Origin of the sequence: Mycobacterium paraffinicum, assembly GCF_001907675.1 — a bacterium.
Lineage (GTDB): Bacteria > Actinomycetota > Actinomycetes > Mycobacteriales > Mycobacteriaceae > Mycobacterium > Mycobacterium paraffinicum_A.
This window is the reverse complement of the sequence record NZ_MPNT01000035.1, coordinates 17,780-33,375: the sequence shown is the minus strand read 5'-3', so window position 1 is coordinate 33,375 and position 15,596 is coordinate 17,780. Positions and strand designations below refer to the sequence as shown.

12 protein-coding genes are annotated in these 15,596 nt (G+C 70.5%); 2 read left to right on the top strand and 10 right to left on the bottom strand.

Features of this window, described 5'->3' with window-relative positions; translation table 11 throughout:
* The first annotated feature begins 61 nt into the window (after positions 1 to 61).
* Positions 62 to 1,798 carry a DEAD/DEAH box helicase gene (locus tag BRW65_RS25970; protein WP_073879572.1) on the top strand — a complete coding sequence of 579 codons (1,737 nt, stop codon included), beginning with the start codon at positions 62 to 64 and terminating at the stop codon, positions 1,796 to 1,798.
* Positions 1,799 to 1,802: 4 nt separating this feature from the next.
* On the opposite strand, the gene BRW65_RS25965 is transcribed toward BRW65_RS25970, so the two are convergent.
* The 7 genes from BRW65_RS25965 to BRW65_RS25935 all read right to left on the bottom strand — a co-directional run bounded on the left by BRW65_RS25965 (position 1,803) and on the right by BRW65_RS25935 (position 11,992).
* On the bottom strand, positions 1,803 to 4,262 hold the full coding sequence (locus tag BRW65_RS25965; protein WP_073879570.1) for a [protein-PII] uridylyltransferase: 2,460 nt from the start codon (positions 4,260 to 4,262) through the stop codon (positions 1,803 to 1,805).
* A gap of 45 nt (positions 4,263 to 4,307) precedes the next feature.
* The gene (gene glnB / locus BRW65_RS25960; protein ID WP_073879568.1) at positions 4,308 to 4,646 is read right to left on the bottom strand and encodes a nitrogen regulatory protein P-II; all 339 of its coding nucleotides are present in this window, start codon (positions 4,644 to 4,646) and stop codon (positions 4,308 to 4,310) included.
* Positions 4,643 to 6,034, bottom strand: coding sequence for an ammonium transporter (locus BRW65_RS25955; RefSeq protein WP_073879622.1), 1,392 nt, complete (start codon positions 6,032 to 6,034; stop codon positions 4,643 to 4,645). Before BRW65_RS25955 ends, glnB begins: the two co-directional genes overlap by 4 nt.
* A gap of 186 nt (positions 6,035 to 6,220) precedes the next feature.
* Entirely contained in the window at positions 6,221 to 7,507 is a 1,287-nt protein-coding gene (gene ftsY / locus BRW65_RS25950; protein ID WP_073879566.1) for a signal recognition particle-docking protein FtsY, read from the bottom strand.
* Between the two features lie 43 nt (positions 7,508 to 7,550).
* Positions 7,551 to 11,153 (bottom strand): chromosome segregation protein SMC, encoded by a 3,603-nt coding sequence (smc, locus tag BRW65_RS25945; RefSeq protein ID WP_073879564.1) that lies wholly within the window; start codon positions 11,151 to 11,153, stop codon positions 7,551 to 7,553.
* Positions 11,154 to 11,298: 145 nt separating this feature from the next.
* Positions 11,299 to 11,592 (bottom strand): acylphosphatase, encoded by a 294-nt coding sequence (locus BRW65_RS25940; RefSeq protein ID WP_073879562.1) that lies wholly within the window; start codon positions 11,590 to 11,592, stop codon positions 11,299 to 11,301.
* Positions 11,579 to 11,992, bottom strand: a complete 414-nt coding sequence (locus tag BRW65_RS25935) for an OsmC family protein (protein WP_073879560.1) — start codon at positions 11,990 to 11,992, stop codon at positions 11,579 to 11,581. Before BRW65_RS25935 ends, BRW65_RS25940 begins: the two co-directional genes overlap by 14 nt.
* A 52-nt stretch (positions 11,993 to 12,044) precedes the next feature.
* Between BRW65_RS25935 and BRW65_RS25930 the strand changes: the two genes are divergently transcribed.
* On the top strand, positions 12,045 to 12,821 hold the full coding sequence (locus BRW65_RS25930) for a PIG-L deacetylase family protein (protein WP_073879558.1): 777 nt from the start codon (positions 12,045 to 12,047) through the stop codon (positions 12,819 to 12,821).
* A gap of 26 nt (positions 12,822 to 12,847) precedes the next feature.
* On the opposite strand, the gene BRW65_RS25925 is transcribed toward BRW65_RS25930, so the two are convergent.
* From BRW65_RS25925 to BRW65_RS25915, 3 genes are read right to left on the bottom strand one after another with little or no spacing between them, the layout of a single operon-like run.
* Positions 12,848 to 13,411, bottom strand: coding sequence for a NifU family protein (locus BRW65_RS25925; RefSeq protein WP_073879556.1), 564 nt, complete (start codon positions 13,409 to 13,411; stop codon positions 12,848 to 12,850).
* Positions 13,408 to 15,318 carry a ferrous iron transporter B gene (gene feoB / locus BRW65_RS25920; protein ID WP_073879554.1) on the bottom strand — a complete coding sequence of 637 codons (1,911 nt, stop codon included), beginning with the start codon at positions 15,316 to 15,318 and terminating at the stop codon, positions 13,408 to 13,410. Before feoB ends, BRW65_RS25925 begins: the two co-directional genes overlap by 4 nt.
* Positions 15,315 to 15,584, bottom strand: coding sequence for a FeoA family protein (locus BRW65_RS25915; RefSeq protein ID WP_244168210.1), 270 nt, complete (start codon positions 15,582 to 15,584; stop codon positions 15,315 to 15,317). Before BRW65_RS25915 ends, feoB begins: the two co-directional genes overlap by 4 nt.
* Positions 15,585 to 15,596: the final 12 nt, after the last annotated feature.

The following is a 15,596-nucleotide window of genomic DNA, read 5'->3' as shown; positions in this document are numbered from 1 at the left end:
GATTTCACAGCCATCGCCTAATCAGGCGGCCGCACCGAAAACTACAACCACCCGGGGGGAAATGTCCGTGCAACCGGTCGCTCGCACGGAGACCCCCGTCGACGACAACGGCGGCCGGGCGCTGCGCGGATGGCAGCGCAGGGCACTGGTCAAATACCTGACCGGCCAACCGCGCGATTTCCTGGCCGTGGCGACCCCGGGATCCGGGAAGACGACGTTCGCGCTGCGGGTGGCGGCCGAACTGCTGGGCCAGCGCGCCGTCGAACAGATCACGGTCGTCGTGCCCACCGAGCACCTCAAGGTGCAGTGGGCGCAGGCCGCGGCGCGGCACGGCATCGCGCTGGACCCCAAGTTCTCCAACTCCAACGCCCAGATGTCGGGCGAGTACCACGGCGTGATGGTCACCTACGCTCAGGTCGCCGCGCACCCGACGCTGCACCGGGTACGCACCGAGCAGCGCAAGACGCTGGTCGTCTTCGACGAGATCCACCACGGCGGCGACGCCAAGACGTGGGGTGACGCCATCCGCGAGGCCTTCGGCGACGCCACCCGCCGGCTCGCCCTGACGGGAACGCCCTTTCGCAGCGACGACAGCCCCATCCCGTTCGTCGCCTACGAGGCCGGAGCCGACGGGGTGCGGCGTTCGAGGGCCGACCACACCTACGGCTACGCGGAGGCTCTCGCCGACGGAGTGGTGCGGCCGGTGGTGTTCCTGGCCTACTCCGGGGAGGCGCGCTGGCGCGACAGCGCCGGGGAGGAGCACGCCGCGCGGCTGGGCGAGCCGCTGACCGCCGAGCACACGGCGCGGGCGTGGCGCACGGCGCTCGACCCCGCCGGCGAATGGATGCCCGCGGTGATCGCGGCCGCCGACCAACGGCTGCGCCAGAAGCGCGAGCACGTGCCCGACGCCGGCGGCATGATCATCGCGTCCGACCGCACGGCGGCCCGCGCCTACGCCGCCCTGCTGACGACGCTGACCTCGGAGGCGCCGACGGTGGTGCTCTCCGACGACCCCGGATCGTCCGCCCGCATCAGCGAATTCGCCGCCGGTACCAGCCGCTGGCTGGTCGCGGTGCGCATGGTCTCCGAGGGCGTCGACGTGCCGCGGCTCTCGGTCGGCATCTACGCCACCAGTGCGTCGACGCCCCTGTTCTTCGCGCAGGCCATCGGCCGGTTCGTCCGGTCGCGCCGCGCGGGCGAGACCGCGAGCATCTTCCTGCCGTCGGTGCCCAACCTGCTGCAGCTCGCCAGCGAGCTGGAGGCCCAACGCAACCACGTGCTCGGGGAGCCGCATCGCCCGGACGAGGACCCCCTCGACGGTGACCCGGCCACCAGAACGCAGACCGAGAAAACCGAAGCCGACAACGGCTTCACCTCACTGGGCGCCGACGCGGAGCTCGACCAGGTCATCTTCGACGGATCGTCGTTCGGCACCGCCGCGCCGGCCGGCAGCGACGAGGAGGCCGACTACCTCGGCATCCCGGGCCTCCTCGACGCCGAGCAGATGCGGGCGCTGCTGCACCGCCGCCAGGACGAGCAGCTGCAGCGACGGGCCGCGCAGGGCGCGCCCGCCGCCGCGGTCTCCGCGGCCCCCACGCTGCATGGCCAGCTGCGCGACCTGCGCCGCGAGCTGAACTCCCTGGTGTCGGCCACCCACCACCGCACAGGCAAGCCGCACGGCTGGATCCACAGCGAACTTCGCCGTCGCTGCGGGGGGCCGCCGATCGCCGCCGCCACCCGCGAGCAGATCCAGGCCCGGATCGAGGCCCTGCGGCGCCTCAACGCCGAGCACACCTGACGCCTTAGTCGCCGACCGGCTCTTGAAGCACTTCGACCGCCGGGCCGCCCAGCACCGCTAGCAGATGCTCTTCGATCGCGGCTCGCGCGTCGTCCTCGGCGTCGGCCGGCACCGACACGCAGAAGACGTCCGCCGCCGTCGACCCGAACGTGTTCACCTTGGCCCAGACGATGTCGGCCCCCGCCTGTTCCAGTGCGTGGGTCAGCAGCGCCAGCAGCCCCAGGCGATCCATGGCGCGGACTTCGAAGATCAACTGGCCGGCGGTCGCGGCGTCGAGCCACAGGATGCGGGGCGGGGCGGTCGACCGGGTGACGGGCACGCCGGCCTGAATCTCGCCGGCCCGCGCGGTCGCGGCGCTCACGGCGTCGCTGTCCCGCTTCTCCAGCGTGCCGAGGACATCGAGGTCACCGGCCAGGGCTCCGTTGAATTGTTGTCGCAGCAAACCCGGTTCGGGTGGCGAGCCGAAGACCGGTGACACGACGAACTCGACGATCGCCACGCCCTCGTGAATGTTGGCCAACGCCGAATGGATGCGCAGCGAGTTCAACGCCAGGACCGCAGCGGCTTTCGAAACCAGCCCCCGCTGGTTGGGCGCAATCATCACCGCGGTCAGGCGCTCGCGGTCACCGGGCTTGAGCTCCACGTGCACACCGCGGTCGGCCGCCAACGAAAGATAATGCGGCGCAATCGGTTCCGCCTCGGGAAGCGGCTCGCCCGCCATCACCAACCGGCAGCGGCGGACCAGGTCTTCGATCAGGGACGCCTTCCAGTCGCTCCACACTCCCGGCCCGGTGGCCCTGGAGTCGGCCTCCGCCAGCGCCTGCAGGAGTTCGAGCAGTTGCGGGTCTCCCTTGAGGGCGGCGGCCACCGACTCGATCGTCTCGGGGTCGTTGAGGTCGCTTCGGGTGGCCGTCACCGGCAGCAGCAGATGATGGCGGACCATGCCCGCGAGCGTCGCGGTGTCCTCGTCGGACAGGCCCAGCCTGGTGGCGATCGGGATGGTCAGTTCCGCGCCGAGCACGCAGTGGTCGGTGCCGCGCCCCTTGCCGATGTCGTGCAGCAGCGCGCCGAGCGCGAGCAGGTCCGACCGCGCCACCCGCGTGGTGAGCGGCGCGGCGTTGACGGCGGTTTCGACGATGTGCCGGTCGACGGTCCACTTGTGCGAGACGTCGCGCGGCGGCAGGTCACGCACCGCGTCCCACTCCGGGAAGAGACGACCCCACAGCCCGGTGCGGTCCAGCGACTCGATGGTGTTGGCCGTCGTGGGCCCGGCCAGCAGCACGACCAGCAGGTCGTCCAGCGCCTCCCGCGGCCACGGCGAGGGCAGGTCCGGAACGCTGTCGGCCAGCCGTTTGAGCGTGCCGGCGCCGATGGGCAGGCCGGTGGCCGCCGACGCGGCTGCGACCCGCAGTACCAGTCCGGGATCGGTCTGGGGGTGGGCGTCGCGGGCGAGCACCACCTCGCCGTCGTACTCGACCACGCCCTCGTCCAACGGTCGCCGCCGCGGGCGCCGCACCAGCGCCGTCAGGCCGCGCCGGGGCAGCGCGTTCTGCGCGGTCCGCAGCCCGGTTTCGGCGTGGTAGGCGATCGTGCGGCTGGCGCTGGATAGCAAGCGCGACAACGCAAATCGATCCCCGACGCCCAACGCGGCGCTCACCTCGTCGGCGAACTGCGCCAGCAGTTGGTCGCGTCCGCGTCCGGATACCAGGTGCAGTTCGGTGCGGACGTCGAGCATCGTCAGATACGCGGCGTCCAGTGAGCCCCCCGGCGCGTCGGGATGGCCCATGCCGTGGCGGTCGATGAGTTGCGCGACGCCCAGCGCGTCAAGCAATTGGACGTCGCGCAGGCCGCCTCGGCCCGACTTGAGGTCCGGCTCGGCCCGCTGCGCGATTCGCCAACACCGTTGCCAGCGTTGGTATGTCATCGCGACAAGCTCGTCCATGCGAGATCGAATGGCGCTGCGCCACTGGCGTCGCGCCCCGTCGATCAGCTCCGCCGACAGCCGCTCGTCCCCGGCGATGTGGCGCGCGTCCAGCATGCCCAGCGCCGCCACCAGGTCGCTGTTGGCGACGCCCAGGGCCCCCGACACCGTCCGCACGCTGTGGTCGAGCCGAACGTTGGCGTCCCACAACGGATACCACAGGCCGTCGGCGACCCGCTGCAGCACCTCGTTGGATTTGTTGTCGTGCAACAACATTAGGTCGAGATCCGAATACGGCAGCAGTTCGCGCCGGCCCAACCCCCCGACCCCGACGATCGCGAAACCGCTGCCGTCGGTGATGCCGATCGCGTCGCCCTTGGCCACCAGCCAGGATTCGTGCAGCTCCAGCCAGGCCTTGCGCAACTCCGCCGCAGCGAGCTCGCGACCCTCCGACAGCAGTCGGCGCCGCGAGGCAGCCAAATCGGCTGCCCCGCCGGCGCTTCCTGTCCCCGCTTCAGATGGCCGGTCGAGGGGGCTTGTCATACCCTCCCGGCCCGTCCGGCCTGGTTCAACGATGCACGGCCACGGTCAGAGGGCATCGGTTCCGCGTTCACCCGTGCGCACTCGCACAATGGTTTCCACGGGAGAGACCCAGACCTTGCCGTCACCGATCTTGCCGGTGCGCGCCGCCCCGACGATGCTGTCCACGACCTTGTCCACGATGGAATCGTCGACCACGACCTCGATGCGCACCTTCGGCACGAAATCCACCGAGTACTCAGCGCCCCGGTAAACCTCGGTGTGGCCCTTCTGCCGCCCATACCCTTGAATTTCGCTGACCGTCATCCCCAGGACGCCCGCGTCCTCGAGGCTGGTCTTCACGTCATCGAGGGTGAACGGCTTCACGATTGCGGTGACTAGCTTCATGCCTGCTCTGCCTCCACTTTGTCGCCCACTCGGTCCTCCTCCAGGCCGTTGCGGTCATCCACCGGAGTCCGCGCCGCCGGAAGGACCGATCCTTGCCCACCGATCGCTCCGAAATCGTACGCGCTCTCCGCGTGCTCAGACTCGTCGATGCCTGTTGATTCTTCTTCGGCGGGGACGCGCAACCCGATCGTGTACTTGAGGATCAAGGCCAGGATCAGCGTGACGATGCCCGAGTAGAAGAGTACGGCGAAGGCGCCGACCGCCTGACGTTCGAGCTGGGACCAGCCGCCGCCGTAGAACAGCCCCTTCGACACCCCGGCCACGCCGTCGATCGCAGGGGATTCGGGCGCGGCGAGCAGGCCCACCAGCAGCGTGCCCGTCAAACCACCGATCATGTGCACCCCGACCACGTCGAGCGAGTCGTCGAAGCCGAGCTTGAACTTCAGCCCGACCGCCAGCGCGCACACCACGCCGGCCACCGCACCGACCACCAGCGCGCCGAGCACGTTGACCGACGAGCAGGACGGGGTGATCGCGACCAGCCCGGCGACGATGCCCGACGCCGCACCCAGCGTCGTGGGCTTTCCGTCGCGGATGCGCTCGGTGAGCAGCCAGGCCAGCATGGCCGTGGCCGTCGCGATCGTGGTGGTCATGAAGGTGGTACCGGCCGAACCGTTCGAGCTGGTCGCCGAACCGGCGTTGAACCCGAACCAGCCGAACCACAGCAGACCGGCGCCGAGCATCACGAACGGGAGGTTGTGCGGCCGGAACAGCGTCGTGGGCCAGCCCTTGCGCTTGCCCAGGACGATCGCCAGGGCCAGGCCCGCCACACCGGAGTTGATATGGACCGCGGTCCCCCCGGCGAAGTCGATGGCGTGCAGCTTGTTGTTGATCCAGCCGCCGTGCTCGGACGCGAACCCGTCCGCCGCGAACACCCAGTGCGCGACTGGGAAGTAGACCAGGGTCGCCCACAGTGCGGAGAACACCAGCCAGGCGGTGAACTTGAGCCGGTCGGCGACCGCACCCGAGATCAGCGCGACGGTGATGATCGCGAACATCAGCTGGAAGGCGACGAACACGGTCGCGGGCATGGTGCCGGCCAGCGGAATGTCGACCTGCGTGACGCCCTTGCTCGGGTCCGCCTTGACGGCGTTGCCGCCGATGAGCTTTGCCAGGCCCCAGTAATCGGTCGGGTTGCCCACGACACCGCCCCGGTCGTCACCGAACGACATCGAGTAGCCGTAGAGCACCCACAGCACGGTCACCACACCCATCGCGCTGATGCTCATCATGATCATGTTGAGCACGCTTCTGGTGCGCACCATGCCGCCGTAGAAGAATGCAAGGCCCGGCGTCATCAACAGCACTAGCGCGGAACTCGCCAACATCCAGGCGGTATCGCCGGTATCGGGTTGGCCCAATTGCGGGAATGCCACTCGCTCACCTCCGGTCAGGACATGAATGGCCGTCAGGCGACGCCTGTGACCTGATCCAGAACCTTGCGCAATGGTTGTTTCCGCAATGGGGCCAGTGTGTTTCGGCGGTATTAACGTCCCGCTAGCCGTGTAAGCGGTTCAGCCGAGCAGCGCGTCGACGAAGGCCCCCGGCTCGAACGGCGCCAGGTCGTCGGGTCCCTCCCCGAGCCCGACCAGCTTCACCGGCACGCCGAGTTCCTGTTGGACGCGGAATACGATGCCGCCCTTGGCAGTTCCGTCCAGCTTGGTCAGCACTGCGCCGGTGATCTCGACGACGTCGGCGAAAACCCGCGCCTGCGCCAACCCGTTCTGTCCGATGGTGGCATCGAGCACCAGCAGCACCTCATCGACGGCTGCGCGGCGGCTCACTACGCGCTTGACCTTGTCGAGCTCGTCCATCAACCCGACCTTGGTGTGCAGCCGGCCGGCGGTGTCGATCAGCACCACGTCGGCGCCCGCGGCGATGCCCTTGTCGACGGCGTCGAAAGCCACCGATGCGGGGTCCGCGCCTTCGGCCCCGCGCACCACCTCCGCGCCCACCCGGGACGCCCAGGTCTGCAGCTGGTCGGCCGCGGCGGCCCGGAACGTGTCGGCGGCGCCCAGCACGACGCGGCGCCCGTCGGCCACCAACACCCGCGCCAGCTTGCCGACGGTGGTGGTCTTTCCCGTGCCGTTCACGCCGACGACCAGCAGCACCGACGGGTGGTCGGCGTGGGGCAGCGCGCGGATCGAGCGGTCCAGCTCGGGGTGCAGCTCGCGGATCAGCACGTCGCGCAGCACGGCCTTGGCGTCGGCCTCGGTGCGCACGTCGCCGCCCGCCAGGCGGGCGCGCAGCTGCGTCATCACCGAATCGGTGACCACGGGCCCCAGGTCGGCGACCAGCAGGGTGTCCTCGACGTCCTGCCACGCGTCCTCGTCGAGATCCCCGCCCCCGATCAGGCCCAACACGCTGCGCCCCAACGCGTTCTGCGAGCGGGCCAGCCGGCCGCGAAGCCGCTCCAGCCGGCCCTCCGCGGGTGCGATGGCCTCGATCTCCGGGGCCTCGCGGGCCGGCGGCTCGGGGGCCGCTACGGGCGGCGGGGTGACGGTCTCCGGTTCGGGGAGTTCGACCTCGGAGATCGTGCGCCGCGGCGCGTCGCGGGGAATGGTGGCGTCGTCGCCCACCGCGGGCAGGCCCGTGGTGTCGAGCCGGTCGGCCTGGGTCGTCTGGCTGAAGGTGATGCCCGACGACGCGGTGTAGCCGCCCGACCGGTCAATCGCGCCGGGCTCCGGCTTGGCGGTGAAGCTGATCCGGCGGCGGCGGTACCGCGCCAGGCCCAGGACCAGCGCGGCGATGACAACCAGGACGGCGACGACCGCGATGGCGATCCAAAGACCTTGCGACACGGTGGCAATCCTTCCAGCCGCCCGCCACCGGCCCGAGCGGGCCCTAGCTCGAGACCAGCTGCTCCACCTGCTGCCCGCGCATCCGCTGCGAGATCACCGCGGTGATGCCGTCGCCCTGCATGGTCACCCCGTACAGGGCGTCGGCGACCTCCATCGTGGGCTTCTGGTGCGTGATGATGATCAGCTGCGACCGCGCCCGGAGCAGCTCGAACAGGCTGATCAGGCGGCGCAGGTTGGTGTCGTCGAGCGCGGCCTCCACCTCGTCCATGATGTAGAACGGCGACGGGCGGGCGCGGAAGATGGCCACCAGCATCGCCACCGCGGTCAGCGCCTTCTCGCCACCGGACAGCAACGACAGCCGGGTGATCTTCTTGCCGGGCGGGCGCGCCTCCACCTCGATGCCGGTGGTGAGCATGTCGTCGGGATCGGTCAGCCGCAGCCGGCCCTCCCCGCCGGGGAACAGCACGGTGAAGACTTCCTGGAATTCGCGTTCCACGTCGACGAACGCCTCGCTGAACACCTGCAGGATGCGGGCGTCGACGTCGGCGACCACGTCCAGCAGGTCCTTGCGGGCCGCCTTGACATCCTCGAGCTGGGTGGACAGGAAGTTGTAGCGCTCCTCCAGCGCGGCAAACTCCTCGAGCGCCAGCGGGTTGACCCGGCCCAGCTCCGCGAGCTCCCGCTCGGCGCGTTTGGCCCGCCGCTCCTGGGTGGCCCGGTCGTACGGCATCGGCGCGGGCGCGACCACCTGCTCGCCGCGTTCCCGGGCCTGCTCGAACTCGGCCATCTCGAGCTCGGTGGGCGGCAGCGCCACGTCCGGCCCGTACTCGGCGATCAGGTCGGCGGGCGCCATCCCGAACTGCTCGAGCACCATCTGCTCGAGCTGCTCGATGCGCATGGCCGCCTGCGCGTTGGCCACCTCGTCACGATGCAGCGAGTCGGTGAGGGTGGCGACCCGGGCGCCGAGCGCGTTCGCCTCGTCGCGCACCGCCGCCATCGCGGTCGTCCGGTCCTGGCGTTCGGCCGCCAGGGCGTCGCGGATCTTCGACGCCGCCCCGACCACCCGGTCCAGCCGCTGGGCCAGCAGCCGTCCGGCGTCGGCCACCGCCGCGGCGACCGCGGCCGCGCGCAGCCGCGCCTCGCGCGCCTGCTGGGCGCGCAGCCGCGCCTCGCGTTCCGCGGCGGCCGCGCGGCGCAGGGAATCCGCTCGCCCGCGGACCGCGTTGGCCCGCTCCTCGGCGGTGCGCACCGCCAGCCGGGCCTCCACCTCGGCGCTGCGGGCGGCCTCGGCGGCCGCGGCGATCCGCTGCCGGACCTCGGCATGGTTGGGCGCTTCGGCCTGAATGTGTTGCGTCTCTTGGGCGTTGCGCAGCCGGCTTTCCAGTGCCGTGACTTCTTCGACGGTCTGCGCGCGGCCGGCCTCGAGCTCTTCGCGCTGCCGCAGCAGCCTGGTCCACTCGTCTTCGGTGGTGCGGGCTTCCTGCCCGAGCCGCCCCAGCTGCTCGTACATCGCCGAGATGGCGGTGTCGGATTCGTTGAGCGCGGCCAGCGCCTGCTCGGCGGAGTCCTGCCGGGCGGCCTGCTCGGTCAGCGCGCCGGACAGCGCCGCGGTCAGCTGGGCGACCTGCGATTCCGCGGCGGCCAGCTCGCTGCCGGCCTTGTCGATTTCCGAGGCCACCTCGAGCGTGGAGAGCTTGCGGTCGGAGCCCCCGCTCACCCAGCCGGCGCCCACCAGGTCGCCGTCGAGCGTGACCGCACGCAACCGCGGGCGCGCCGCCACCAGCTCGAGCGCCTGATCCAGGTCGTCGACCACCGCGACGCCCGAGAGCATCGCCGTGATGGCGCCGCGCAGCCGCGCGGGCGCCTCGATCAGGTCCAGCGCCCAGAGGGCGGAGCCGGGCAGCGCGTCGCGCGACGCGGCGTCGTCGGCGGGCCAATCGCCGAGCACCAACGCCGCCCGTCCACCGTCCGCTTGCTTGAGGGCGGCAACCGCGGACCGGGCCGCGCCGAAGCTCTCGGCGGCCAGGGCGTCGGCCGCGGATCCCAGCACCGCGGCCAGCGCCGCCTCGTAGCCGGAGCGGACCTTGACCAGCTTGGCGATCGGGCCGAAAAGTCCTGTGCCAGCATGGTTTTCGGTGAGCCAGGCCGCGCCGTCCTTGCGCTCCAGTCCGACCGCCAGCGCGTCGATGCGGGCCCGCAGCGAGGCCACCCGGCGTTCGGCGTCGCGCTCGGCGGCCTGCAGTTCGGCGACTCGCGCGTCGGCCAACCGCAGGGCGGCGACGGTCCGCTCGTGGTGCTCGTCGAGGCCCACCTCGCCCTGGTCGAGCTCGCCGACGCGGCCCTGCACGGTCTCGAACTCCGCCTTGGACTGCTGCGCGCGGGCGGCGGCCTGTTCGATGCGTTCGGACAGCCGGGCGACGCTGTCGTCGATGGATTCGACGCGGGCCCGCATGGTCTCCACCTGACCGGCCAGTCGCGCCAGGCCCTCGCGCCGGTCGGCCTCGGCGCGCACCGCCGCCAGGTGGGCCCGATCGGCCTCGGCGGCCTCGCGCTCGCGCTCGCCCAGCTCGGCGCGGGCGGCGTCGAGCCGGGTGCGCGCCTCGGCGAGTTCTGCCAGCAATTGGCGCTCGGCGACGGCGACCCGCTCCGCCTCGGCTTCCAGCGCGTCCGGATCGGTGTCGCTGGGCGGCGCCGGTTCCACGTCGAGATGATGGGCGCGTTCGCTGGCGATGCGGACCGTCGCGGCCACCCGCTCGGCCAGCGCGGACAGCCCGAACCAGGTGTGCTGCACCGATTCGGCCCGCTGCGAGAGTTCGGCGACCGCCGCCTCGTGCGCGGTGAGCTCCTCGGATGCCACGGCCAGGCGGGCGGCGGCCTGGTCGTGCTCGCGGCGGATGGTGGCCTCAGCCTCGAAGATGGCGTCGCGCTCGGTTTGCCTGTTGACCAGGTCGTCGGCGGCCAGGCGCAATCGGGCGTCGCGCAGGTCGGCCTGGATGGTCTGGGCGCGGCGGGCCACCTCGGCCTGGCGGCCCAGCGGTTTGAGTTGGCGGCGCAGCTCGGTGGTGAGGTCGGTGAGTCGGGCCAGGTTCGCCGACATCGCGTCGAGTTTGCGGAGGGCCTTTTCCTTGCGCTTGCGGTGCTTGAGCACCCCGGCGGCCTCTTCGATGAAGGCGCGCCGGTCTTCGGGCCGCGACTGCAGGATCTCGTCGAGCTTGCCCTGCCCCACGATGACGTGCATCTCCCGGCCGATCCCGGAGTCGCTCAGCAGCTCCTGGACGTCCATCAAACGGCAATTGGCGCCGTTGATTTCGTATTCGCTGGCGCCGTCGCGGAACATGCGCCGGGTGATCGACACCTCGGAGTATTCGATCGGCAGCGCGTTGTCGGAGTTGTCGATGGTGACGGTGACCTCGGCGCGGCCGAGCGGGGCCCGCGACGAGGTGCCGGCGAAGATGACGTCCTCCATCTTGCCGCCGCGCAGGGTCTTCGCGCCCTGCTCCCCCATGACCCAGGCCAGGGCGTCGACGACGTTCGACTTGCCCGAACCGTTGGGCCCGACGACCGCGGTGATGCCCGGCTCGAAACGCAGAGTCGTCGGCGAAGCGAAGGACTTGAAGCCCTTCAGCGTCAGACTCTTGAGGTACACGGCGAGCCAGACTACCGCTCGAATCGCTCGGGTCGGCCCTAGCGAGGGGTGTCGGGAGGCGCGAAATGCGGCCGTTGTTCACGCCTTGCCGCACTGGTCACAATGGCCACATCAGTCACGCGACGGAGGGCGCTGGCGCGCCGCATCAGCGCTCGACAAACCCTTCGAACCGTTCCCGCGGCTCCGACCAGTCGGCGACCACCTTGTCGACGCGGCCGGGCCGCGACGGCCACGCCTCGCCGCCCTCCAGCAGCGCCAGCAGTCGCTCGGCGGCTTCGCGTGGGCCCTGCGCGACCACCAGCACGCGGCCATCGGGCTGGTTGGCCGCGTAGCCGGTAAGCCCCAATTCGAGCGCCCGGCTGCGCGTCCACCAGCGGAAACCGACGCCCTGGACCTTCCCGTGCACCCAGGCGGTGAGCCGGACGTCAGGTTCCGACATCGGCGACCTTGAAGCTGACGTTCGTACCGGCCTTCAGCGTGCGCCCGACGGTGCAGACCGCCTCGATCGCCCGGTCGACCACCACCAGCAGCCGCTCCTTCTCCTCCGCGGTGAGCCCGGACAGGTCGAGCTCGAGCGTCTCTTCCAACAGCGGGTACAGCTCGCGTTCGCGGTCGGCGTCACCGGACACTCTGACCACCGCTTGGTAGTCGTCGCCGAGCCGGCGGGCGAGTGGTTGGTCGCTGGACATCCCGCTGCACGCGGCGAGCGCGATCTTCAGCAGCTCGCCAGGGGTGAAGACGCCGTCGACGTCTTCGGAGCCGACGAGTACCTGCGCACCGCGCGAGCTGTGTCCGGTGTAGCGGCGCGATCCCGTGCGCTCCACCCAGAGTTCGGTCATGGCTCATTTCTACCGGGCAGTGCGCGCCCGACGCCGCGGGCATACTGCGTTCATGGCCACTGTGGTCGCATTCCACGCCCATCCGGACGACGAGGTGATCCTCACCGGAGGCACGCTCGCGCGGGCGGCGGCGGATGGGCACCGCGTGGTCGTCGTGGCCGCGACCGACGGACGGGTACACAACGCGGATGACGGCTTCCGTCTAGACGAATTGCGTTCGAGCGCAAGGATTTTAGGGGTTCACCGGGTCGAGTGTCTGGGCTACGCCGACAGCGGTTATGGCCCACAGTTCTACCCTGACCCGCCGGGGCGAATCCGCTTCGGGCGCGCAGACGTCGAGGATGCGGCGCAGCGGCTCGCGGCCATCCTCGCCGAGGAAGACGCCGACCTTCTGCTCAGCTATCAACCGAACGGCGGCTACGGTCACCGCGATCATGTCCAGGTGCATCACGTCGGCAAGCGCGCCGCCGAATTCGCGGCTACGCCACGCGTGCTAGAGGCGACGATGCCGCGGGAATTACTGGTGCGCGCCGGCCGGCTCGCCCGGTTGCTGAGACTGCCGCCGCCCTACGAGCCGGACGTCGCCCGCACCGCGTACGCGCCGCGGGCGAGCATCACCCACCGGATTGACGTCTTTGGCTTCGCGCGCCAGAAGCGGGACGCGTTCGCCGCCCACCGCTCGCAGATCGGCGAGTCCACCGTGGGAGCGCGCATGTACGACGTCCTGCTGCGACTGCCGCCGCAGGCGTTCGGCCTGCTCTTTCCCCGGGAGTGGTTCGTCGACCCCGCCTTGCCCCCAGGGGCCGCGCGCCGAGACATCTTCGATTGACACGCCCGACGTCGAGGCTCGAGTCTTCAGCGGACGATCAGCGACAACAGCTTCTTACCCAATGAGATTGCGGCCGAATTGTTTTCGCATGACACAACCACGTGCTGACCGACCCGTTGGCGCAGCTCACGCTCGAAGACATCCCGCAGCGTCGACGACGCGGCCGGGCATCCGTCGCACGCGCCGACCATCCGCACCGTCACGGTGTGGCCGGTCACCGAGACCAGCTCGATCGACCCGCCGTGCGAGGTGGCCAGGGCGCCCACGGGCCCGGCAAGCAGTTCCGCGGCAACGGATTCCAGATCCGGGCCCGACGACTCGTCGACCGTCCAGCCCTGCGGTTCCAGCAGGGCCGCACCGAGCGCCTCGCGGACGTCATCTCCCAGTTCACGCCAGCTACCCCCGGCGCCGATCGTGATCAGGACGTCGCCGGCGCCGACCACGAGCTCGGTGATTACCCCGTCGTCCAGCAGGGCGCCGAGCCGGCCGGGGGCGCGCAGGACGGTGCCGCGCGCCGGCAGCCGGTCGGGTGGGACCACCCAGCGCAGCTGACGCGGGTCCGCGGTCGCCGTGGCGTGGATGGGGATCATGCGCCGACACCGACCGCGATCGAGCGGGCCGCGAACGCCATCGTCCAGGCCAGCACGAACATGTAGGACCACGCGAACGCGGGCCACCGCCACGAGTTGGTCTCGCGGCGCATCACCGCGACGGTGGACATGCATTGCAAAGCGAAGATGAAGTACACCATCAGCGCGATGACGGTTGGCGCGGTGAACACCCTGTGGCCGCCGTCGTCGCTCATCGCGACCAGGGCCTCGTGTGGGTCGTCGGGATTCGTCGCCGCCGAAACCTGGCCAAGGGTGGACACGAAAACCTCACGCGCCGAGGTGGAACCGAGCAGCGCGACGTTGATGCGCCAATCGAAACCGAGCGGCTTGAACACCGGCCCGATCGCCTTCCCGACGTCGGCGGCGTAGCTGTGGTCCATCACGTAGGCGGTGGTCTCCGTCGGCGACATGTGCGCGGTCTCGGCTTGGCGCGCCGGCAGATTGAGCAGCACCCAGAGCACCACGGAGGTGCCCAGGATGATGGTCCCGGCCTTGCGCAGGAACACTTTCGCCGAATCCCACATGGTGATGAGCACGTTCTTGAGGGACGGGAAACGGTACGGCGGAAGCTCCATCGTGAACGGCAGCAGATCGCTGCGCAGGATCGTCGACTTGAACAACGACGCGGCGATCAGCGCCGAGGTGCCCCCACACAGGTACAGCAGGAACATCGCCACACCCTGCGCGCTGAACCCCCACCACTGGGCCTGCGGCGAAACCAGCAGCCCGACCAGCAGGGTGAAGACGGGGAGCCGCGCGGAGCAGGTCATCAACGGCGCCGTGATGATGGTGGCGATTCGGTCGCGCGACGACGGCAGCGTCCGGGTGGCCATGATCCCCGGGATGGCGCAGGCGAACGACGAGAGCATCGCGACGAAGGCGCGACCCTCCAGCCCGGTGGTGGCCATTACCCGGTCCATCAGGAATGCCGCCCGCGCCATGTAACCGACGTTCTCCAGCAGCGCAATCAGCAAGAACAGCAACACGATCTGCGGGATGAACTGCAGCACCGTCCCCACGCCGCCGATGAGTCCTTGGCCGAGCAGACCCCGCACGACGTAGTTGCCGACGTGGTCGCTGACCAGCGTGCCGAGCCAACCGAGGCCCTGGCTGACGCGGTCCTGCAGCGGCGCGGCGATGGTGAAGACGACCTGGAAGAAGCAGAACATCACCGCGAAGAAGATGACGGTTCCCCACAGCGGGTGCAGCACGATCCTGTCGATGCCGCGGGTGCGTTGATCGGGCTGCGGCGCAACGTATTTGGCCGCACGCAGGACCGACTTACCCCAGGCGTCGATGCCGTCGTCGTCGCCCGGCGGCAGGATCGGGGGCCGCTGCCACCGGTCGAAGGACACCAGCCGCGCGCGCAGGGTGTCGATGCCCCCGCCGCGGTGCGCGATGACCGGGAGCACCGGGATGCCCAGCGCGGTCGACAAGGCGTCCGCGTCGATGCGACCGCCGCGCGCGGTCAACTCATCGGTCATGGTCAACGCCAACAGGCACGGGACGTCAAGCCGCATCACCTGGGCCACCAGCATGATGGAGCGGTGCAGCGTGGTGGCGTCGGCCACCAGAACGATCGCGTCGGGACGGCCGGCGTCGGCGACGTTGCCGGCCAGCAGGTCGGCCACCACCTGTTCGTCTGGGCTGATGGGCTCCAAGCTGTAGGTGCCCGGCAGATCCTCCACGGCGATCTCGACGCCGTCCATTTTCGTGATGCCGACCCTGCGCCCGACGGTGACGCCCGGATAGTTGCCGGTCTTGGCGCGTAGCCCGGTGAGGTGGTTGAACACCGACGTCTTGCCCGCGTTGGGGCTGCCCACCAGCGCGACGCGTGCCACACCGGCGACCGCGACCGCGGCGCCTTCCTCATGGCAGGACGTCATGCGACGCTCCCCGGGTCGACTTGGATCAGCCGCGCCTCGCGGCGGCGCAGGCACAGCTCGGTGTCCTGCACGCGGTAGATGGTCGGGTCGCCCATCGGCGCCCGCCGGATGACCTCGACGTCCGACGCCGGCCGGAAGCCAAGTTGCCGCAGCCGGCCCGCCACCACGGCAGAAGCCGCCGGCGCCACGCCCAGGATCCTCGCCCGCTGGCCCGGCGCGAGCTGGGCCAGCACGGTCGGCGAATCCGATTCAAGTGAGCTCCGCACTAGCCGACCCGG

What these genes read in the sequence shown, in the direction of transcription:
- BRW65_RS25965 (WP_073879570.1), bottom strand. Translation starts at nt 4,262, where the DNA reads ATGACAAGCCCCCTCGACCGGCCATCTGAAGCGGGGACAGGAAGCGCC.
- BRW65_RS25970 (WP_073879572.1), top strand. Translation starts at nt 62, where the DNA reads ATGTCCGTGCAACCGGTCGCTCGCACGGAGACCCCCGTCGACGACAAC.
- glnB (WP_073879568.1), bottom strand. Translation starts at nt 4,646, where the DNA reads ATGAAGCTAGTCACCGCAATCGTGAAGCCGTTCACCCTCGATGACGTG.
- BRW65_RS25935 (WP_073879560.1), bottom strand. Translation starts at nt 11,992, where the DNA reads ATGACCGAACTCTGGGTGGAGCGCACGGGATCGCGCCGCTACACCGGA.
- BRW65_RS25955 (WP_073879622.1), bottom strand. Translation starts at nt 6,034, where the DNA reads ATGTTGGCGAGTTCCGCGCTAGTGCTGTTGATGACGCCGGGCCTTGCA.
- BRW65_RS25940 (WP_073879562.1), bottom strand. Translation starts at nt 11,592, where the DNA reads ATGTCGGAACCTGACGTCCGGCTCACCGCCTGGGTGCACGGGAAGGTC.
- BRW65_RS25925 (WP_073879556.1), bottom strand. Translation starts at nt 13,411, where the DNA reads ATGATCCCCATCCACGCCACGGCGACCGCGGACCCGCGTCAGCTGCGC.
- feoB (WP_073879554.1), bottom strand. Translation starts at nt 15,318, where the DNA reads ATGACGTCCTGCCATGAGGAAGGCGCCGCGGTCGCGGTCGCCGGTGTG.
- BRW65_RS25930 (WP_073879558.1), top strand. Translation starts at nt 12,045, where the DNA reads ATGGCCACTGTGGTCGCATTCCACGCCCATCCGGACGACGAGGTGATC.